The 19,914-nt window shown below is 71.0% G+C and carries 21 protein-coding genes; 13 read left to right on the top strand and 8 right to left on the bottom strand.

The window, feature by feature from the left end; translation table 11 throughout:
- The first annotated feature begins 1 nt into the window (after position 1).
- Positions 2-880 carry an endolytic transglycosylase MltG gene (gene mltG, locus ACZ3HQ_RS20730; RefSeq protein ID WP_467512905.1) on the top strand — a complete coding sequence of 293 codons (879 nt, stop codon included), beginning with the start codon at positions 2-4 and terminating at the stop codon, positions 878-880.
- A 39-nt stretch (positions 881-919) separates the two neighbouring features.
- Here the strand turns inward: mltG and ACZ3HQ_RS20735 are convergent, their stop codons facing one another.
- The 5 genes from ACZ3HQ_RS20735 to ACZ3HQ_RS20755 all read right to left on the bottom strand — a co-directional run bounded on the left by ACZ3HQ_RS20735 (position 920) and on the right by ACZ3HQ_RS20755 (position 4,997).
- Positions 920-2,077 carry an LLM class flavin-dependent oxidoreductase gene (locus ACZ3HQ_RS20735; RefSeq protein ID WP_467512906.1) on the bottom strand — a complete coding sequence of 386 codons (1,158 nt, stop codon included), beginning with the start codon at positions 2,075-2,077 and terminating at the stop codon, positions 920-922.
- A 17-nt stretch (positions 2,078-2,094) separates the two neighbouring features.
- On the bottom strand, positions 2,095-3,108 hold the full coding sequence (locus ACZ3HQ_RS20740; protein WP_467512908.1) for an ABC transporter substrate-binding protein: 1,014 nt from the start codon (positions 3,106-3,108) through the stop codon (positions 2,095-2,097).
- Positions 3,109-3,172: 64 nt separating this feature from the next.
- Positions 3,173-3,928, bottom strand: coding sequence for an ABC transporter ATP-binding protein (locus ACZ3HQ_RS20745; RefSeq protein WP_467512909.1), 756 nt, complete (start codon positions 3,926-3,928; stop codon positions 3,173-3,175).
- Positions 3,901-4,770 (bottom strand): ABC transporter permease, encoded by an 870-nt coding sequence (locus ACZ3HQ_RS20750; protein WP_467512910.1) that lies wholly within the window; start codon positions 4,768-4,770, stop codon positions 3,901-3,903. Before ACZ3HQ_RS20750 ends, ACZ3HQ_RS20745 begins: the two co-directional genes overlap by 28 nt.
- Positions 4,771-4,913: 143 nt before the next feature.
- On the bottom strand, positions 4,914-4,997 hold the full coding sequence (locus ACZ3HQ_RS20755; protein WP_343235472.1) for a putative leader peptide: 84 nt from the start codon (positions 4,995-4,997) through the stop codon (positions 4,914-4,916).
- Positions 4,998-5,119: 122 nt separating this feature from the next.
- Between ACZ3HQ_RS20755 and ACZ3HQ_RS20760 the strand changes: the two genes are divergently transcribed.
- The 8 genes from ACZ3HQ_RS20760 (at position 5,120) to ACZ3HQ_RS20795 (ending at position 12,309) form a co-directional block, all read left to right on the top strand.
- Positions 5,120-5,542, top strand: a complete 423-nt coding sequence (locus ACZ3HQ_RS20760) for a YjbQ family protein (protein ID WP_467512912.1) — start codon at positions 5,120-5,122, stop codon at positions 5,540-5,542.
- Between the two features lie 18 nt (positions 5,543-5,560).
- Positions 5,561-5,638 carry a hypothetical protein gene (locus ACZ3HQ_RS20765; RefSeq protein WP_467513540.1) on the top strand — a complete coding sequence of 26 codons (78 nt, stop codon included), beginning with the start codon at positions 5,561-5,563 and terminating at the stop codon, positions 5,636-5,638.
- Between the two features lie 534 nt (positions 5,639-6,172).
- Positions 6,173-7,270 (top strand): NAD(P)-dependent alcohol dehydrogenase, encoded by a 1,098-nt coding sequence (locus ACZ3HQ_RS20770; protein WP_467512913.1) that lies wholly within the window; start codon positions 6,173-6,175, stop codon positions 7,268-7,270.
- A gap of 59 nt (positions 7,271-7,329) precedes the next feature.
- A complete protein-coding gene (locus ACZ3HQ_RS20775; protein ID WP_467512915.1) occupies positions 7,330-7,521 on the top strand; it encodes a ferredoxin in 192 nt (63 codons plus the stop codon).
- A complete protein-coding gene (locus tag ACZ3HQ_RS20780; protein WP_467512916.1) occupies positions 7,518-8,738 on the top strand; it encodes an NAD(P)/FAD-dependent oxidoreductase in 1,221 nt (406 codons plus the stop codon). Before ACZ3HQ_RS20775 ends, ACZ3HQ_RS20780 begins: the two co-directional genes overlap by 4 nt.
- On the top strand, positions 8,735-10,177 hold the full coding sequence (locus tag ACZ3HQ_RS20785) for an aldehyde dehydrogenase (protein WP_467512918.1): 1,443 nt from the start codon (positions 8,735-8,737) through the stop codon (positions 10,175-10,177). Before ACZ3HQ_RS20780 ends, ACZ3HQ_RS20785 begins: the two co-directional genes overlap by 4 nt.
- A gap of 7 nt (positions 10,178-10,184) precedes the next feature.
- Positions 10,185-11,453: a cytochrome P450 gene (locus ACZ3HQ_RS20790; protein ID WP_467512919.1), complete on the top strand. Its 1,269-nt coding sequence runs from the start codon at positions 10,185-10,187 to the stop codon at positions 11,451-11,453.
- Between the two features lie 34 nt (positions 11,454-11,487).
- The gene (locus tag ACZ3HQ_RS20795) at positions 11,488-12,309 is read left to right on the top strand and encodes an alpha/beta hydrolase (RefSeq protein WP_467512921.1); all 822 of its coding nucleotides are present in this window, start codon (positions 11,488-11,490) and stop codon (positions 12,307-12,309) included.
- A gap of 39 nt (positions 12,310-12,348) precedes the next feature.
- Here the strand turns inward: ACZ3HQ_RS20795 and ACZ3HQ_RS20800 are convergent, their stop codons facing one another.
- Entirely contained in the window at positions 12,349-13,317 is a 969-nt protein-coding gene (locus ACZ3HQ_RS20800) for an esterase/lipase family protein (RefSeq protein WP_467512923.1), read from the bottom strand.
- Between the two features lie 143 nt (positions 13,318-13,460).
- Here ACZ3HQ_RS20800 and ACZ3HQ_RS20805 point away from each other — a divergent pair, with 143 nt between their 5' ends.
- A complete protein-coding gene (locus ACZ3HQ_RS20805) occupies positions 13,461-14,474 on the top strand; it encodes an AraC family transcriptional regulator (protein WP_467512925.1) in 1,014 nt (337 codons plus the stop codon).
- A gap of 74 nt (positions 14,475-14,548) precedes the next feature.
- On the opposite strand, the gene ACZ3HQ_RS20810 is transcribed toward ACZ3HQ_RS20805, so the two are convergent.
- Positions 14,549-15,175 carry a TetR/AcrR family transcriptional regulator gene (locus tag ACZ3HQ_RS20810; protein ID WP_467512927.1) on the bottom strand — a complete coding sequence of 209 codons (627 nt, stop codon included), beginning with the start codon at positions 15,173-15,175 and terminating at the stop codon, positions 14,549-14,551.
- Positions 15,176-15,353: 178 nt separating this feature from the next.
- Here ACZ3HQ_RS20810 and ACZ3HQ_RS20815 point away from each other — a divergent pair, with 178 nt between their 5' ends.
- Positions 15,354-17,018 (top strand): class I adenylate-forming enzyme family protein, encoded by a 1,665-nt coding sequence (locus ACZ3HQ_RS20815; RefSeq protein WP_467512929.1) that lies wholly within the window; start codon positions 15,354-15,356, stop codon positions 17,016-17,018.
- A gap of 15 nt (positions 17,019-17,033) precedes the next feature.
- Here ACZ3HQ_RS20815 and ACZ3HQ_RS20820 read toward each other — a convergent pair whose 3' ends face one another.
- Positions 17,034-17,651 (bottom strand): TetR/AcrR family transcriptional regulator, encoded by a 618-nt coding sequence (locus tag ACZ3HQ_RS20820; RefSeq protein ID WP_467512931.1) that lies wholly within the window; start codon positions 17,649-17,651, stop codon positions 17,034-17,036.
- A 199-nt stretch (positions 17,652-17,850) separates the two neighbouring features.
- Here ACZ3HQ_RS20820 and ACZ3HQ_RS20825 point away from each other — a divergent pair, with 199 nt between their 5' ends.
- On the top strand, positions 17,851-18,999 hold the full coding sequence (locus tag ACZ3HQ_RS20825; RefSeq protein WP_467512932.1) for a CaiB/BaiF CoA transferase family protein: 1,149 nt from the start codon (positions 17,851-17,853) through the stop codon (positions 18,997-18,999).
- On the top strand, positions 18,996-19,865 hold the full coding sequence (locus tag ACZ3HQ_RS20830; protein WP_467512934.1) for an HpcH/HpaI aldolase/citrate lyase family protein: 870 nt from the start codon (positions 18,996-18,998) through the stop codon (positions 19,863-19,865). The genes ACZ3HQ_RS20825 and ACZ3HQ_RS20830 overlap by 4 nt, the downstream gene beginning before the upstream one ends.
- Positions 19,866-19,914 lie beyond the last annotated feature (49 nt).

The raw sequence follows: 19,914 nt of genomic DNA on the forward strand, positions 1-19,914 counted from the left end.
CATGCAGACGAAGACTCGGTCACGGAGCATGATGCGACTGACCCGCCGGGGCAGACTCGCCCTCGTCGGGGTCGGCGCCGTCCTGGCCGGCACCGCCGTGGTGGTGCCGCTGAGCCTGGGAGGATTCGGGGACGACGAGCCCAGGACCCTGCTCATCCCGGAAGGCTGGCGCGCGAGCCAGATCTACGACGCGATCGACAAGGCGCTCACACTGCCGCCTGGCAGCGCCCAGAAGACCGTTGCCAAGGCGGGGCTCAAGCTGGAGTCCGCAGCGGAGGGAAACCCGGAGGGTTACCTCTTCCCGGCGACCTACACCCTCACCGACGACACCACCGCCGAGTCGCTGCTCCGGCAGATGGTCGAGACGGCCAACCGGCGGTTCAACGGCGCACCGGTCGCGGCGGGAGCGCAGCGGAACGCGATGAACGTCTACGAGGCGGTCACCGTTGCGAGCATCGTGCAGGCCGAGGCGGCCACCAAGAGCGACATGGGGAAGGTGGCCCGCGTCGTCTTCAACCGGCTGGAGCGCGGGATGCCGCTCCAGATGGACTCGACCCTCAACTACGCCCTGAAACGCAACACCATCCACACCAGCATCAACGACACCCGGATCGAGAGCCCGTACAACTCCTACCAGCGCATGGGGCTGCCGCCGACGCCGATCGACAACCCCGGCGAGGACGCGATGCGGGCGGTGGCCAACCCGCCGAAGGGGGACTGGCTGTACTTCGTCACCGTCAAGCCCGGCGACACACGCTTCACCGCCGACTACACCCAGCATCTGCGGAACGTGGCCGACTTCAACGCCCAGCAGAAGGCGGAGACCCGGTCCGGCACGCCGACCGGGAGCCACAGTCCGGTCACCCGGCCGCCCCAGTGAGCGGCCGGGGCGGCCAGGCGCGAGTGCGGCCCGCAGGGCTCAGCGGCCGCGGGCGACGAGTAGCGGGGCCGGGCGCCCGGTGACCCGGGACGCGGTGTCGGGGGACAGCAGCCCGCGGGCGGCCAGCTCGGGGATCACGCCCTCGCCGAACCAGTACGCCTCCTCCAGGTGCGGATATCCGGAGAGCACGAAATGTTCGACGCCGAGGGCGTGGTACTCCTCGATCCGGTCGGCGACCTCCGCGTGGCTGCCGACCAGGGCGGTGCCCGCGCCGCCCCGGACCAGGCCGACGCCTGCCCAGAGGTTGGGGTAGATCTCCAACTGGTCGCGGGAACCGCCGTGCAGCTCCAGCATCCGCCGTTGGCCGACGGACTCGCTGCGGCCCAGGGCGGCCTGGGCGGCGGCGATGGTGTCGGAGTCCAGGTCGTCGAGGAGCCGGTTCGCCGTGGACCACGCGTCGGCGGAGGAGTCGCGGGAGATGGTGTGCAGCCGGATGCCGAACCGGACCGTGCGCCCCTCCCGCTCGGCCAGTGACCGAATCCAGTCGGTCTTCTCCTTCACCTGGGCCGGCGGCTCGCCCCAGGTCAGGTACACGTCCGCATGGCGGGCGGCCACTGGACCGGCAGCCTGGGAGGAACCGCCGAAGAAGATCTCCGGCACCGGGTCCGGCGGGAGCGAGGTGAGGCCGCCGTCCACGTCGTAGTGGGCGCCGTGGAAGTCGTAGGGCTCGCCCTGCCAGACGCCGCGTACGACGGACAGGAACTCGTCGGTGCGTTCGTAGCGCCGGTCGTGGTCGAGGTGGTCGCCGAAGCGGCGCTGTTCGGCCGAGTCGCCGCCGGTGACGACGTTGAGCAGGAGCCGGCCGCGGGTCAGGCGCTGGTAGGTCGCGGCCATCTGGGCGGCCAGAGTGGGCGAGAGGAGGCCGGGACGGAAGGCGACCAGGAACTTCAGGCGTTCGGTGTGCTGGGCGAGGGCCACCGTGGTCAGCCAGGCGTCCTCGCACCGGGTGCCGGTCGGGGTGAGCACCGCCTCGAAGCCCAGTTGCTCGGCCGCCTTGGCTATCTGCGCCAGATACTCGATGTCGGGGGTACGCAGACCGCGGGTCTCGCGGCCGATGTTGGAGCCGTAGGCGTGCCGGTCGACGAGGGTGCGGCCGTCGCCGCCGGTCGGCAGGAACCAGTGGAGTCGTACGGTCATGAGGGGGGCCTCCCGTGTCAGTGCTTGGCCGGAGTGGTGGAGGGCGGCAGGTCGCCGTTGAAGCGGGGGTCCACGAAGTCGCCGAAGTCGACCTTCTTCGGGATGAGGTTCAGCTCGGTGAAGGCGTCGGCGATCCGCTGCTCGGAGGCGATCAGGGGCTTGTCCACGGCGACGGCGACACGCGTGGCGTTGGTACGGCGTACGGAGGCGAGCGCCACGTCGTACGGCAGACCGGTGTCCTTCGCCCACACCTTGGCCCACGCCTCCTGGTGGCCGTGCACCCAGTCCTGTGCGCGCCGCAGCCGGGCCAGGTAGTCCTTGACGGCGGCGGCCTTCTTGGAGTTCCGCAGCGCGGCGGGCGCGGCGACCTGGAAGGAGAGGCCGTTGGTGACACCGTCGCCGGTGGTGAGCACCCGGCCCTGCTTGCCCTGGAGGACCTGCGAGGTGTACGGGTCCCAGACCGCCCAGGCGTCGACCTTGCCGGAGTTGAACGCGGCGAGCGCGTCGGCCGGCTGGAGGTACTTGACCTTGATGTCCTTCAGACGGAGCCCGGCGGCTTCGAGGGAGGCGACCAGTTGGTAATGGGCGGAGGAGCCCTGGGCGACGGCCACGGACTTGCCCTTGAGCTGTTTCGGACTGGTCAGCTCGGAGTCGTTGCGGACCAGGATGGTGTCGCCCCGTGACGTGCCGTGCCAGGCGGCCACCACCGTGATCTTGGAGCCGGCGCCCGCCGCGAAGACGGGCGGGGTGTTGCCTACGCCACCGACGTCCACGGCCCCGGCGTTGACCGCCTCCAGCAGGGGTGGGCCGGAGGTGAAGGTCGACCACTTGATCCGGTAGTCCAGGTTCTTCAGCTCGCCGGCGGCCCGCAGGATGGCCTCGGAGCCGCCCTTCTGGTCGCCCACGGAGAGGGTGACGGAGCCCGAGCCGTCGGTGCGCGCGCCCGTGTCGGCGGCGGATTCCCCTCCGCAGGAGGTGAGCAGGAGGGTCAGGGGGAGGAGCAGCGCTGCGGGGACCAGGAGTCGTCGCATGAGGATTCCGTTCATGGTGCGAGGTCATGGTGCGGGGGTCATGGCGCGAGGAAACGGGGAAGGATCAGGCCGCCTCGGCCGCCGGTGTGACACCGAGGCGGGCCAGCAGATCGGCGCGGATCGCGGCGAAGCGAGGATCGGTGAGTTCACGGGGCCGGTCGAGTTCGACGCGCTGCTCGTGCGCGATGCGGCCGCCGTCCATCACCAGGACGCGGTCGGCGAGCAGTACGGCCTCCTCCACGTCGTGCGTGACCAGCAGGACCGCGCAGCCCCGGCGCTGCCACAACTCGCCCACCAGACGCTGGGCGGTGATACGGGTCAGCGCGTCCAGCGCGCCGAACGGCTCATCCAGCAGCAGGAGATCGGGCTCGCGGACCAGGGCACGCGCGAGGGAGACGCGCTGGGCCTCGCCGCCGGAGAGGGTCTTCGGCCAGGCGTTCAGCCGGTGGCCGAGCCCGACCTCCACCAACGCCCGTTCGGCCAGAGCGCGTTCGGGCTTGCCGGGCAGGCCCAGCAGGACGTTGCGCCACACCGGCTTCCACGGCATGAGCCGGGGTGCCTGGAAGGCGACCGCGCGGCGGCGGGGGACCAGTACCGTGCCGTCGATGTCCCGGTCGAGCCCGGCGAGCACCCGGAGCAGCGTGGACTTGCCGCAGCCGCTGCGGCCGAGCAGGGCGACGAACTCACCCGGCACGAGGTCGAGATGGAGGTCGTCGATGACGGCGCGGCCGTCGAAGGCACGGGTCAGTCCTTCGACATGGACGGCCTGCGCGACCCTCGTGGTCGCGGGGCTCAACGGCCCGTGAACGTCGGTCGCCATCGCAGCAACAGCCTTTCGAGGGAGCGGACGATGAAATCGGCGAGGAGGCCGAGGAAGGCGTAGACGATGAGGCAGACCACGATGACGTCGGTCCGCAGGAAGTCGCGGGCCTGGACCATCAGGAAGCCGATGCCGGAGTCGGCGTTGACCTGTTCGGCGAAGACCAGGGCGAGCCAGGCGATGCCGAGGGAGTAGCGCAGACCGGTGAGCGCGCCCGGCAGGGCCCCCGGCAGCACGACATGACGGACGAGGCCCCAGCGGGAGAGCCCCAATGACTCGCCCGCTTCGATGAGTTGGCTGTCGACGCCGCGAATGCCCGCGTAGACGTTCAGGTAGAGCGGGAAGGTCACGCCCAGCGTGATGATGGCGATCTTGGGGGTCTCGCCGATGCCGAACCAGATGATGAACAGCGGGATCAGGCCCACGAACGGCACGGTGCGCAGCATCTGCACCGGCGCGTCGATCACGTCCTCGCCGATGCGGAACAGCCCCGACATCAGGGCGAGTCCGGTGCCGACGACCGTGCCGAGGACCAGTCCGGCGGCGACGCGTCGCAGGGAGATGCCCATCGCGGAGGGCAGCGAACCGTCGGCTATCAGGTCACCGGCGACCTGGGTTATCCGTCCCGGTGAGGCGAGTACATCGGGTGCCAACGCGCCTGTGGTGCTGAGCACTTGCCACAGCACGAGGAGGGCGAGCGGGCCAGTGGTGCGGCGCAGCCAGCGGGGGAGCCGGGTGCGCCGGGAGGAGGCGGGAATGAGGCGTTGCAGAGTGGGGGAGGCGGGCAGCTCGGCTGCGCCCGCCGTGTCGGATGGATGCGGTGGGGCATGGCTGATGCTCATGGGTGCTCCACACGGTGGAGAGCGGGAACGAGGGTGCGCCCGTCGCCGCCACGGCGCCCTCGGCTCAGCGGAGGGTCACGTGCGGCGGGCGGGGAACGCGAGGCAGCCCGGAAGAAGGGCGGAGGTGGAACGGGAGAAAGGCGTCAGCGGCCGGGGCGACACGCGGCGGAGGCCACCCGCAGCAGGTCGATGTGACCGCGCGTGGTGAGCAGGGCTGAACGCGACATGCCGGTGAACGTAGCCAGGTGGGCGTTCGCCGGTCAACGGTGTCTCGGTCAGTGGACTTCCCGTCTCGGGGGACAGTCGTGCCGAAAGGCGTGAAACGCGAACGGTGGGTGAGGATGGAGACATGTCAGATGCCTTCACCACGCGCGTGATCGATGTCGCCACCGGGTCCCGTGAGCGGGTCGTGGACCTCACTCAGGAGTGCGAACACTTCCTGGGCGAGGTCGCGGCAGGCCGCGACGGCCTGCTCAACATCTTCGTCCCCCACGCGACCTGCGGCGTCGCCGTCATCGAGACGGGCGCCGGCAGCGACGACGACCTGCTGACCGCCCTGCACACCCTGCTCCCGGCCGACGACCGCTGGCAGCACCGCCACGGCAGCCCCGGCCACGGCCGCGACCACGTCCTCCCGGCGATCGTCCCGCCCCACGCCACGATCCCCGTGATCGGCGGCAGCCTCGAGCTGGGCACGTGGCAGTCGGTGTGCCTGGTCGACACCAACAAGGACAATGTCAACCGTCGGGTCCGGTTGAGCTTCTTCGGCTAGCGATTCGCTCGCCCCGAGTTGGTCCACGCGGTCCTGGACCACACCGGTGTCCGCTCGCGGCGGGTGCGGCCGCTTCCGGCGCGCGTCGTGGTGTAAGTCGCTGCGTCACCTGCTCTCTGTCCCGGCTGGCTCCGTGGCCGAGCACAACTGACGCCTGCTACGACGCGTTCGACTCCCTTCAGGCCGTGCAGAACGCCGGGCCCCGCTTCGTACTGCGCGAGACCCGCAAGTGACGCCCGGCTGTGCGCCACCCGCTGCCCGACGGCGCCCACCTCGCCGCGGTCCTGCCGCGCCGCCACCTGACAGTGCGAGCGGGTAGCGGATGGTGGGGTCGGTCGGGACGCGCCGGCCGACCGTCTCACCGAACAGCATGAAGATCCGGACACAGCGTCTTGACGCCCTGTTGGGCGATCCCTATGGTCCTCACTTAATGAACGTTCGATACATGACCCCGGCTCCGCAGGACGACGGGTCAACGAGGGCGAGCTGCTTGTCCAGGCTGCGTGTCCGTGCCGCCTCGTGCTGATGGGCGACCTATCGCGACTCCCGCCGGGAAGCCCGTCACAGGCAGGTTCCCCGACCGCTGACCGCCCCCTGTGACGACGACAGGCTCAACGAGGAGGAGAGTCCATGCGGATCAAGGCTGCGGTGCTGCGCGCGCCGGACGCCCCGTACCGGATCGAGGAGGTCGAGCTCGCGGAGCCGGGGCCCGGCGAGGTCCGGGTGCGGATCGTGGGCGCCGGACTGTGCCACACCGACCTGTTGCCGCGAGCGCCGGAGTTCATGGCCGGGCCGCCGATCATCCCCGGGCACGAAGGCTCCGGTGTGGTCGACATGGTGGGTTCGGGCGTGGAGGGGTTCGAGCCCGGTGATCACGTCGTGCTGTCCTACGACTCCTGCCGGTCCTGTGCGAACTGCCTGTCGTCGCACACCGCGTACTGCGACACGTTCTTCCCACGCAATCTGAGCGGGACCGGACTCGACGGTTCGAGCCCGGTCCACGACGGCGACGGGCAGCCGGTCGCCGCGCGCTGGTTCGGGCAGTCGTCCTTCGCCACCCACTCGCTGGTCGCGGCCCGCAACTTGGTGAAGGTGGACAGGGAACTGCCGCTGGAGCTGCTCGGCCCCCTCGGCTGTGGCATCCAGACGGGCGCCGGGTCTGTGATCCTCGCGCTCGGGGTGACCGCCGGTGCGAGCGTCATCGTGTTCGGCGCCGGGGGAGTGGGGTTGAGTGCCGTCATGGCGGCGAGGGTCGTCGGCGCGGCCACGATCATCGCCGTCGATGTCAATCCCGGTCGCCTCGAACTGGCCCGCGAGCTCGGCGCGACGCACACGCTCGACGGTGCGCAGGAGGACTTGTTGGCGAGGCTGCAGCAACTGACCGGAGGTGGCGCGCAGTTCAGCCTGGACACCACCGGCCTGCCCGCAGTGATCACGACCGCGATCCACGCGCTGCGGCCCACCGGAACCTGCGGACTCGTCGGGGTCCAGCAGGGCGACCTCGTACTCGGCCCGCGAGACCTGGCGGTCGGCCGCAACGTCATGGGGATTCTCGAGGGTGACGCGGTGCCCCAGGTGTTCATCCCCCGGCTGATCGAGTTGTGGCGGCAGGGCCGCTTCCCGTTCGAGAAGTTGATCAAGACGTTCCCGCTGGATCGGATCAACGAAGCCGAGCAGGCCACCTTGAAGGGCGAGGTCGTCAAGCCCGTCCTCATGCCCGCCCTCTGATTACCCGCGTTCTGCATGCCCGCGTTCTGATTACCCGCGTTCTGAGTGGAGCGTTCGCAATGAAGATCACTGTTGACTACGGCAAGTGCACCGGGCTGGGCATCTGCGAGTCCTTCGCACCGGAAGTTTTCGAAGTGGACGACAACGGAGACCTGGTGCTCCACACCGAGACCGTGCCGGAAGGGATGCTCGATGCGGTGCGGCAGGCCGTGGACGGCTGCCCGACCGAGGCGTTGAGGCTCGAGCGATGACGCGTCGTCTGGTGGTCGTCGGGGCGTCCTTGGCGGGGTTGCGTGCGGTCGAGGGTGCCCGCAAAGCGGGATTCGACGGTTCGGTCACGCTGGTCGGCGCCGAGGAGCATCTGCCCTATGACCGACCCCCGTTGTCCAAGGGGTTCCTGGACGGTGTCGCGGAGCCGCCTTTCTACCGCGGCGAGGACGTGCTGGTCGGCGAGTTGAACGTCGATCTGATGCTGGGCACCTCGGCGACCGGCCTCGATCCGCGGCAGCGCCTCGTGTACGCGGGTGGGCGGGAGATCCCGTACGACGGCCTGGTCATCGCCACCGGCGCGAGCGCGCGGCGCCTTCCGGGGGCCGGGCATCTCGCCGGGGTGCACACGCTGCGCACGCTCGACGACGCGTTCGCGGTCCGCGAGGCACTGGACGCCGGAGCCCGCACGGTGGTGGTCGGTGCCGGGTTCATCGGCTCGGAGGTCGCCTCCGCCGCACGCAAGCGCGGCCTGCCGGTCACCGTCGTGGAAGCCCAGCCGACCCCGCTCGTGCGTGCCGTCGGTGCGGCGATGGGGGAGGTCTGCTCGGCCCTGCACCGGGCGGGCGGCACGGACCTGCGGTGCGGTGTCGGCGTCGAGGCCCTCGAAGGGAACGGGCGCGTCGAACGCGTACGGCTGGCTGACGGGTCGGTGCTCGACGCGGACCTCGTGGTGGTCGGCACCGGCGCCGAACCGGCGACCGGGTGGCTGGAGGGATCGGGCCTCACCCTCGACAACGGGGTGGTCTGCGACGAGACGCTGGCCACGGGGGCGCCCGGCGTCTATGCCGCCGGTGATGTCGCCCGGTGGTTCAACCCCCTGTTCGGCCGCCACATGCGGCTGGAGCACTGGAGCAGCGCGGCGGAACAGGGCGCCGCCGCGGGAAGGGCCGCGGCGATCCCGGGTTCCGCCCAGCCGTACGAGACCGTGCCGTACTTCTGGTCCGACTGGTACGACACCCGGATTCAGTTCGTGGGCGTACCGGACGCCGAAGAGATCGAGGTCGTGCTCGGCGATGACGCGTCCGGTCGGTTCGTCGCTCTCTACCGCTCAGCCGACCGCCTGGTCGGCGCACTGGCGGTGAACAGGCAGCGGGAGGTCATGAAGTTCCGGGCCTTGATCGCGCGCCGGGCCGGTTGGGCCGAGGCGCTGGAGTTCGCCGCAGAGCGGCGCGAGCTGATCCACGGAGGAGTGCGATGAGGCACACATACGATTCCCTCTACCTGGGCGGGGAATGGCGCAGGCCCGCGAGCGGCAGGACGATCACGGTCGTCTCGCCCACCGACGAGCAGCAGCTCGCCACCGTCCCCCTCGCCGAGCCGGCCGATGTGGACGTCGCGGTAGCGGCGGCGGGGAGCGCCCTGCGCTCGCCCGACTGGGCCGGCCTCGCGCCGCAGCGGCGAGCCGAACTGCTCGAACGGTTCGCCGACGAGCTGGAGAAGAACGCCGCCGAGCGCGCGGCGCTGACCAGCGTCCAGAACGGCATGCCGATCGCCGTCGCCACCGCGTCCGAAGGCGCGGCTCCCGTGGGCCTGCTGCGCTACTACGCCGCCGTCGCCCGCGCCACCCCGATCGAGGAGCGCCGGCCCCGGATCGACGGCAGGGGCGAGACCGTCGTGCGGCGCGAGCCGGTCGGCGTGGTCGCCGCCGTCGTGCCGTGGAACTTCCCGCAGGCGCTCACCATGTTCAAGCTGGCTCCGGCGCTGGCCGCAGGCTGTGCAGTGGTGCTCAAGCCGGCACCGGAGACGACCATGGACGCGCTCGAACTCGCCTCGGCGGCCGAGCGCGCGGGCCTGCCTGCCGGCGTGCTCAACGTCGTCACCGGCGGTGCGGACATCGGCGCGTACCTGGTCGCCCACCCCGGGGTGCACAAGGTCGCCTTCACCGGCTCCACGGAGGCCGGGCGCCGCATCGGCGAGGTGTGCGGCCGGCTGATGCGCCCGGTGACACTCGAACTCGGCGGCAAGTCGGCGGCGATCGTGCTCGACGACGCCGATCTGGCGCGGACGGTGCAGGGGTTGGCCACGAGCTCGCTGCTCAACAACGGCCAGACCTGCTATCTGTCCACCCGGATCCTGGCCCCGCGTGCGCGTCACGACGAGGTCCTCGACGCGGTCGCGGGGTTGGCATCGTCGCTCACCGTGGGCGACCCGCTCGACCCCGCCACGCACGTCGGCCCGCTGGTCAGCCGGCGGCAGCGTGACCGCGTCGAGTCGTACATCGCGCTGGGCAAGGAGGGCGGTGCCACGCTGGCCGCCGGTGGCGGGCGCCCGGACCGCGACAAGGGATGGTTCGTGCAGCCCACGGTGTTCGGCGGCGTCAGCAACGAATCCCCGATCGCCCGGGAGGAGATCTTCGGCCCGGTGCTCGCGGTGATCCCCTACGACGGCCTGGACGAGGCGGTGGCCATCGCCAACGACTCCGACTACGGGCTCGGCGGCACCATCTGGACCTCGGACGAGGACAAGGGACTGGATGTCGCCCGGCGCGTCGAGACGGGCAGCGTGGGCGTGAACTTCTACGCGCTGGACATCGGCGCGCCCTTCGGCGGAGTGAAGAGCAGCGGCCTCGGCCGCGAACTCGGCCCGGAAGGGCTCGCCGCCTATTTCAGCCTCAAGTCCATCTACCTTCCGCGATAGAACGGCCATGACCGTGACCACGACCCACCAGCGTCCCTACGACGCGATCGACCTGTCCTCCGCGGCCTTCTGGTCCACCGACGCGGCAGACCGGGAGCGCAGCTTCGCGGTCCTTCGTGCGCATCGGCCGGTGTCCTGGCACCCGCCGGCCGAGTCCGGGCTGCTCGCCGATCCTGACGACCCGGGGTACTGGGCCGTCGTCCGCCACGCCGACATCGTGGAGGTGAGCAAGCGCAGCGACGTGTTCGTCTCCGGCCAGGGCGTGGCGTTCAGGAACGTTCCGCCGGAGTTCCAGGAGACCGCGCAGTCGTTCCTGGCCATGGACGCGCCCCGCCACACCCTGCTCCGCAAACTGGTGAGCGCCGCGTTCACGCCCAAGCAGGTCCGGCGCATCGAGGACCAGATCAAGGCCAACGCCAAGGACGTCGTGCGCGAGCTGGCCGCGGTCGGCAGTGGGGCCGACTTCGTGCGGCACTGCGCCTCCCGGCTGCCGATACGCACCCTTTCCGAGATGGTCGGCATCCCGGAGGCCCAGCGTGACGACGTGGCGCAGGCTGCCGAGGCCATGGTCTCGTACGGCGACCCGGCCTACACGAAGGGGCGCGATCCGCTGCGGGTCCTCGCCGAGGCGCAGACGCGCCTTCACCACGTCGCGGCCGCGCTGGCCGCCGAGCGTCGCGAGGACCCGCGCGAGGACCTGATGACCGCTCTTGTGCAGGCCGAGGTCGACGGCGAGCGGCTCACCGACCTGGAGATCGCCGCGTTCTTCGTGCTGCTGTCGGTGGCCGGCAACGACACCACCCGCCAGACCACCAGCCACGCGCTCAAGGCCCTGACCGACCACCCGGACCAGCGGGCCTGGCTGCTGGAGGACTTCGACGGCCGGATCGGCCGGGCGGTCGAGGAGTTCGTGCGCTGGGCGACGCCCGTGATGACCTTCCGCCGGACGGCCGTCGCGGACTTCGAGCTCGGAGGGCGCCGAATTCGGGCCGGGGAGAAGGTGGTCATGTTCTACTCCTCGGGCAACCGCGACTCCGAGGTGTTCACCGCCCCGGGTGCTTTCGACCTGAGCCGCGATTCCAACCCGCACGTCGGCTTCGGCGGCGGTGGCGCCCACTTCTGCCTCGGCAACCAGGTGGCGAAGACACAGCTTCGAGCCGTCTTCCGTGAGCTGCTGCACCAGCTCCCCGACATCAAGGCCGGCGAACCGGAGTACCTGGCGGGCAACTTCATCCACGGCGTACGGGCCATGCCCTGCCACTTCACCGCGGCCTGAACGGCTCCGATCAGCGCGAGCAGGGAGTACCTCCATGGAAGAGAACATCAAGCTGGACGGAACCCAGGGGGCGATCGCCGCGCGCGTCACCCGGCACCCCGTCGCCGCGTACATCGCGGTCATCGCGCACGGATACGGCGAGCACGGCGGCCGCTACGGCCACGTGGTCCGGCGCCTGCACGCACAGGGGGCGACGACGGTCGTACCCGATCACCTCGGGCACGGTCTCTCGGACGGCGCGCGGGCGCTGATCGAGCGGATCGACGATCCGGTCGCCGATCTGCACACTGTGATCCGCTGGGCGGCCGACACCCAGCCCGGACTGCCCGTCGTCCTGGTGGGGCACTCCATGGGCGGTGTGATCGCCACCCGATACGCCCAGACACATCCGGGTGAGCTGGCGGCGCTGGCGCTGTCCGGCCCCGCCGTCGGCGGCAACCCGGTCTTCGAGGCGCTGCTGGAGTTGGACGATCCGCTGCCCGACGTGCCCATCGACCCGGCCACGCTGTCCCGGGACCCGTCGGTAGGACCGGCTTACGCCGACGACCCGCTGGTCTGGCACGGCCCCTTCAAGCGGCCCACGGTGGCCGCCCTGTTCGACGCCGTAGCGGCCATTGCCCAGGGTCCGCGCTTCGGCACCCTGCCCGTGCTGTGGATGCACGGCGAGGCGGACGCGCTCGCCCCCTTGGCCGTCACCCGCGAGGCGCTGGAGCGCATACGCGGCGATCGCTTCCAGGAGCGGGTCTATCCGGGCGCGGCGCACGAGATCTTCAATGAGACGAACAAGGAGGAGGTCCTGGACGACCTCCTCACCTTCCTCGGCGAAGCTCTCGGTGTCCCGCGTCGGAACGCCTGAGACGGGCGGGGCGCCACACGGGGGCCCCGCCCGTCGGACTCAACCGGTCACCGCATAACTGCGCAGGGCCGGCTCATGAGGCGTGTAGGGAACCGTGACGAACGCGCTCAGGCCGGCGATACCGGTGGCCAGCAAGGAGGTTCGGCCGATCGGGTCGATGCCCGGATAGTCGCCTCGCAGGCACACGCCCCTGCCGATGCGGTCCTTGTCGGCCGGGCCGGGGTGCGTGAGCGCGTCGGTGACCAGTTCGTAGGTGACAGCGTCGGAGAGGATGCCGATATGGCCGACGGGGCGCAGCGGACATACGTCCTGGACCATCACGTTGGTGGCGCCCGGGAGGATGGTCGAGGCCGGCGCCGGGTAGACGAGCTCGTCGGACCAGGTGCCGATCGAGGTGATGGAGACGGCGGGGTCGACGGGGTGGCGGCGCATCGCCGTCATCCAGTCCGATCCGCGCGCCAGTTGATGCGCGACATCCGGGCATGTCCCGAGTACGCACAGGCCGTTCGCGAATCCCGTGCCGTCCATCGGCCCGGCCAGGCCGATCATGTCGTCGACGCGGGTGGCCAGGTCGGGCCAGAAGCGCAGCGCCCAGACCGGCAGGACGGCCCCCTGGCTGTGCCCGATGACCGCGACCCTGCGCCCGCTCACCTCGTTGGCATGGCGGATCGCGTGGACGACGTATTCCACCGAGGTCTGCATATCGACCCCGGCGCGCTGCGGAAGCGCGATCGTACACACCGGATGACCCTGCGCGGCAAGCACCCGCTGATAGCCCCAACTCCAGCTCTCGACGGGGTTGGTGAACGTGCCGTGCACCAGCACGACGGGGGTCGTGGCGGCACTGGCGAGGTCGGCGGAGCAGCTCACCGCCTGCTCCAGGGTGGCGGTGGGCGTCTGCAGGGCTGGACCCGGCTCGGCTGCGGCGGCCGGGGACACCATGCCGGCGATCACGGCCGCCAGAAGGGCGGCCGTGGTGCTGATGAGTCGGGTGAACGGGAATCTCATGCGCGGCCCCTGACGGTCGAGGGATGAGCGAGAGCCATGAACGGCCGTGAGCGTACGAATGGTTTCCGGGAGGTTTCCATGACGTGTCGGGCCACGTCGGTGACAGTTGCGGCCACGGCCGCCGCAGTCGGGGTGAGTGGCCGATGAACGGGCCGGAGGGCGTCCGAGGCGCGGCCGGCGCGCGGATTCTGCTCGCGTTCGCCCGGTCACGCGGCATCGACATCAGTGCGTGCCTGCACGGCACCGGTCTCGACGCCGGGGTGCTGACGGGCGACGCGGAGGAGATCTCCTCCTGGCAGGAACTGCAACTGATACGCAACGCCGTCGCGGCCCTCCCGTCCGTCGAAGGGCTCGGGCTGCAGCTAGGCCGGCGCTACCATCTGGCCGCGTGCGGCACCGCCGGGCTCGCGCTGATCAGCGCAGCGGACGTCCACGCGGGCCTCGCGTTCATCGTGCGGTTCCGTCGGCTGTTCCACGGCCTGTGCCGTGCGCTGCCCGAGGAATCCGGCGTGCGTCTCGAGGTCAGCCGGATACCGGCCGACCTGCGGGAGTTCCTGATCGAGCGCGACCTGGCTCTGATGATGAACGCCGTCACCGACTCGGGGGCGCCCCCTGATCTCGTACAGCGGATCGAGCTGACGCGCGGCGAGCCGGCAGATCCCGAGGTTTTCCGCAGCGCGCTGGGATGCGAGGTGCACTTCGGTCGCCCGGCCGATCGTCTCGTCTTCGACCCCGCGGCGATGCGGGTCCCGCTGCGCCAGTCGGACCCGTCGACGTTCCGGTACTGCGTGCGAGAGTGCCAGGAACGTCTGGAGCGCCGCCGCGAGTGTGACGGGCCGGCCGGGCAGGTGCGCAACCTGCTCCTGGCCAGACCCGCCGCGATGCCCGGGCTCGCGCAGGTGGCCGCCGAGATGCTGACGACTCCCCGGACGCTGCGCCGCCGGCTTGCCGAGGCCGGGACCTCCTACCGCGAACTGCTCGGCGAGTCACGGGTCTTCCTGGCGAAGGAGATGCTGGAGTCGAGCCGGCTGACCGTCGAGGCGATCGGCGAGCGGCTCGGGTACTCCGAGTACGCCGCCTTCAACCGGGCCTTCAAAAGCCGGACCGGCGTCACGCCGCACGTCTACCGGCAGCGAGCGCTCCTGCCACGGCGCTGACCATCGTGGAATACGGGTTCCGCAGCCACGCGCGGTCGGCTGAACGGGCCTTCAAACCGGCCGGTACCGCCGCGTCACCGCCGGACGGGCCTGCGCGGACTGCGGGGCCGGTACTCCACGATGGTCAGCGCGAGGGAGACATAGCGCTCGACGAGGTCGTCCTCGGAGAGCTCACGCCCCGGCCGGTACCACTGGGCCACGGCGTTGCACATGGCGATGACCGCACGACGGGCATCATCAGGGTAGGGCGTGAGGAAGGTCCCCTCCGTCACCCCGCGCTCTATGACCTCACGGAACTGCTGGGTACCTCGTGCCTCGTTCTTCCGGTAACGCTGCAGGTGCTCCGGTTCGAGGCTTCGCTCCTCGGTCAGCAGGACGCTGCTCTTGACCGGGTGGGTGGCGCGGTATCGGATCGTGGCCGCGACGAGGGCTTCAAGCTGCGCCGCCGGGTCCTCTCCTGCCTGCTCCAGGGCTTCTTCGCAGGTGTTGAAGTAGGTGTCGTGCGCGTCGTCCAGGATGGCTACGAGCAGCTCTTGCTTGCTCTTGTAGTAGTAGTACAGCGCCGACAGGCTGACACCGGCACGCTGTGCGATGTCCCGGATCGAGGTCGCACCGTAGCCTCTCTCGGCGAACTCCTCGCGGGCCGCCTCGATGATGGCCGTATAACCTGCTGGTCGCGTGCGCAACAGTTCTCCGATCACTGGCGGCGGACCGGGATCGTCCCGAGGTGGCCGAACGTTCGAACAGTAGTCAAATGATAGCGCCGTGCCCGTCGCCCCCTGGCGCAGAGCGTCACTAACCTCGTAACCTTTCGATCATTCGATCAGTTTGCTGCCTTCGGGACGTTCACGCCCGCGGGCCCGGGCAAGGAGTGATCACATGGCGGCAGCGTGGCCCCAGGGCCTGCCGACCTCCCTGCGGTATCCGGACGTCGGCATCGGCGCGGTCCCGGCCGGAGCCGCCCGGCGCTTCGGCGACCGCGCGGCCTTCGTCGACGGCGAACAGGCGCTGACTTACCGGCAGTTGTACGAGCAGTCGCTCCGGTTCGCCGCCGGGCTGCGGGAACGCGGCGTGCGCGAGGGTGAGACCGTCGCGCTGCTGCTGACGAACAGCCTGGCCTTTCCCGTCGCCTACTACGGAGCGGTCCTGGCGGGAGCGGTGGTCTGCCCGCTCAACCCGGCGCAGCCGGCCGCGGTGCTGCGCGAGCAGCTTCAAGACGTACGGGCGATCGCAGTCGTCGCCGACTCCGCCTGCCCCGCCGCCCTGGAGGAGGCCGACGCTCCCACGGTCGCACTGACGGTGCTCGTGCCCGCGCACGGGCACCGGCCGGCACCCGCCTCGGGCCTGGCGTCCTTCGACGAACTGCTCGGCCGAGAACCTGCCGTGCCGTCGCGACGCCACGGAGAAGCCGTCGCCCACCTGACCTTCACCGGCGGCACCACTGGACGCTCCAAGGCGGTCCGAGTCCTGCACCGCAACCTCGTCGCGAACGTCCTGCAGGCAGCCTGCTGGCGCTCGGGCGCCGTCCCCGAGCTCGACGCCGAGGGCGGACTCGGACTCGGCGTCGTCGCGGAGGCGGCGAGCGTCCACAGCGTGGAGCCGGGACGGGGTCTGAGCGTCGCCGTGGCACCGTTCTTCCACGCCATGGGAATGATCTCGCTCAGCGTCTCGGTGCTGCAGGGTACGACGGTGGTGCTCGGCGGCCGCTTCGAGCCGGACCGGTTCCTCGACCTGGTCGCCCGTCACCGGGCCACCGCCGTCGTGGGCTCGCCGCCCATGTTCCGTGCGCTGCTCGCAGTCCCCGGGGCGGGGCATCGCGACCTCTCGACGGTGCGTCTGGTCAACTCCGGTGCCGCACCCATCGACCGGGTGACCCTGGAGGGCCTGCGTGTCCTGTTCCCGGCCGCCCAGGTGACCGAGGGCTACGGCCTGACCGAGGCCACCATGGGGCTGACTCTCGGGCCGGTCGGCCCGACCGAACCCGCGCCGCCGTTCGGCACGGTCGGGCTGCCCGTCTTCGACACCGAGGTCGAGATCCGGGACCTCGGCGACGGTGTCACGGTGCTCGGCCCCGACCAGGTGGGCGAGGTGTGGGCCCGTGGCCCGCAGATCACCGACGGCTACCACGGTCACCCGGACCTGACCCGGCAGCAGTTCCGCGACGGCTGGCTGCGCACCGGGGACCTCGGGCGTCTCGACGAAGCCGGCTACCTCTTCCTGGAGGGCCGGGCGAAGGACATGCTCATCTACAAGGGCTACAACGTCTATCCGCAGCACCTGGAGGAGATCCTGTGCGCGCACCCCGCGGTGGCGCAGGCATCCGTGGTCGGTGTGCCGGCCGAGGGGGTCGGCGAGATCCCCGTCGCCTACGTCGTCCCGCGTCCCGGTGTCGCGGTCGACGAGGACGCGCTGCGGGCCCACGTCTCCGAGCGGGTCGTGCCCTACGCCCGGCTGCGTGGTCTGCGGGTGGTGGGCGAACTGCCCGTCTCTCCCGCGGGCAAGATCCTCAAGAACCGGCTGCGGGACCAGTGGACCACCCGGTGACCTCACCTCGGGCGGTCAGCCGGAGGACTTCGGCCTCGCGGTGCGGCGCGCGGCGCGGGGCCGGTACTCGACCAGGGTGAGCGCCAGGGCGACGTAGCGCTCGGCGAGGTCGTCCAGGGTCAGCGGCCCGTCCGCTCGATACCACTGGCCGATCGCGTTGCACATCGCGATGATGGCGCGTCGCGCGTCCTCGGGATAAGGGGTGTTGAACAGACCCTGGGCGACGCCGTCCTCGACGATCGCCTGGAACAGCCGGGTGCTCTCCCCCAGCCGGCGCTGGTAGCGCTCCTGGTTCCCCGGCTCCAGGCTGCGCTCCTCGCTCAACGTGATCGCGCTCTTGACCGGGTGCTCCGCACGGAACCGCACCGTGGCGGTGACCAGCGCCTCCAGGCGCTCGGCAGGATCGTCGCCCGCCTCGGCGAGTGCCTCCTGGCAGGCCGTGAAGAACGCGTCCACTCCTTCGTCGAGGATCGCCATCAACAGAGCCTGCTTGCCGGGGTAGTAGTGGTACAGCGCCGACATGCTCATGCCCGCGCGCTGGGCGATGTCCCGGATCGACACGGCCGCGTAGCCGCGCTCGACGATCTCCGCGCGCGCGGCTTCGATGATGGTCTTGTGGCGAGAGGGGCGCATCGGTGGATCATCCTCGGTCGGCGTTGGCGCGATCGCTGCCTGCGACTCCGATCATAGGTAGGGCCGTGCCGCGCGGGTGGACACCGCGCCCCGGGCAGCATAACTTAACGAATGTTCGAAAATGATGAGGTTGTCTCTGCCGCGCCCGCGGAAGGTCGAAGGGGCCGCGGCCGTCATCCGCACTCACAGGAGCTGAACCGTGCTGCCACTCGACGGAGTCACCGTCGTCTCCCTGGAGCAGGCCGTGGCCGCTCCCTTCGCCACCCGCCAGCTCGCCGATCTCGGCGCCCGCGTCATCAAGGTCGAGCGCCCCGGCGGCGACTTCGCCCGAGACTACGACCGTGCGGCCAAGGGCCTGTCCGCCTACTTCGTGTGGTGCAACCGCGGCAAGGAGTCCGTCGTTCTGGACCTCAAGGCCGATGCCGACCGCGCACTGTTCGACCGGCTCCTGGACCAGGCCGACGTGTTCGTGCAGAACCTCGCTCCGGGCGCGGCCGAACGCCTCGGGCTCGGCGCGGAGGCGCTGCGCGCCCGTCGGCCGCGTCTGGTCGTGGCCGGCATCTCGGGATACGGGGACCGTGGGCCCTACCGCGACAAGAAGGCATTCGATCTGCTCGTCCAGTGCGAGACGGGCCTGGTCTCACTGACCGGCACACCGCAGCAGCCGGCTCGGGCGGGCGCCTCCATGGCCGACATCGCCGCCGGGATGTACGCGTTCAGCGGCGTTCTCGCCGCTCTGTACGAGCGTGAGCGCACCGGTCAGGGCAGCGCCTTCGACGTGGCGATGCTGGACGCCCTGGGGGAGTGGCTGGGGCAACCCTTCTACACCGCCCTCTACGGCGATGCTCCGCTCACCCGAAGCGGGGCACGCCATCCGTCGATCTCGCCCTACGGCCACTACACGGCCGGTGACGGAGGGCAGGTGTTCCTGTCCGTGCAGAGCGACCGCGACTGGGTCGCCCTGTGCGAGCAGGTCCTGGAGCGGCCCGACCTGATCCGCGACCCGCGCTTCGCCGACAACCCCACCAGGTTCGCCCACGACGCCGAGCTCACCGCCGTCCTGGAAGAGCACTTCTCCCGGCTGACCACCGAACAGGCGCTGGAGCGGCTGGAGGCCGCCGGTATCGCCAACGCGAGGCTGCGCACCATGGCCGAGTTCATCGACCACCCCCAGTTGGCCGCCCGGGACCGGTGGCGCAGTGTGGACACCCCCGTCGGCCCACTGCGCGGGCTGCTGCCTCCCGTCACCTTCCGCGACCGCGACGCGGCCATGGGGGCGGTGCCGGCGCTCGGCGAGCATACGGCGGCGATCCGCGCCGAGTTCGCAGCCGGGCAGGGGGAGGAGTGACGCCGACGACGCGCCTGCGCTCCATGCTGTCCGTCCCCGGGAACCGCGAGCGCTTCCTCGACAAGGCGGCCGACAGCCCGGCCGACGCGCTGCTGCTGGATCTGGAGGACTCCGTCCCCGACACGGAGAAGTCCGCCGCCCGCGTCCTGGTGGCGAGCCGCGTCCCCGAACTCGCGCGTACCGGCCGTCAGGTCTGGGTCCGGCCCAACGCCCTCGACAGCGGCTTGCTGGAGGACGACCTCGATGCCGTCGTCCGAGCCGGACTCGACGGCGTGCACCTTCCCAAGGCCGACAGCCCGGACGTCCTGCTCACCGTCGACCACTACCTGACCCTGCTGGAGCGCCAACGCGGCCTGCCCTCCGGCCGCGTCCGGCTCATGGCCTGGATCGAGTCTCCGGCCGCGCTCACCCGGGTCGAGGAGATCTGCGCCGCCACACCGCGCCTGGCGGGCGTCGCGCTCGGGGCGGAGGACTACACCGCCGCGCTCGGCGTCCAGCGCACGAGAAAGGCCGAGGAGTTGGCCCACCCGCGGGCCCGGATCGCCACCGCGGCCGCGGCGGCCGGGATCGGCGCCATGGACGGACCCGAGGCCGACTACCGCGACCTGGAGCTGTTCACGGCCCAGGCGCGGTGGGCGCGCACCCTCGGCTTCCACGGCAAGTTCTGCATCCACCCCGACCAGGTCCCGCTGGCGAACGAGGCATTCACCGCGGGCGCGGCCGAGCGGGAGTGGTCCCGGCGCGTCGTGGACGCCTTCGAGGAGGGGGAGCGCGGCGGACTCGGCTCCGTGGGCCTGGACGGCGTCATGGTCGACCGCCCGGTCTACCTGCGCGCCCTCGCCGCCCTCGGGCTGCCGGTGCGGTGACACGACGGGCGCGGCGCCCTGACGGTTCCCCGTCCGGGCGCCGCGCCCG

It is taken from the genome of Streptomyces sp. NPDC018263 (genome assembly GCF_055562575.1).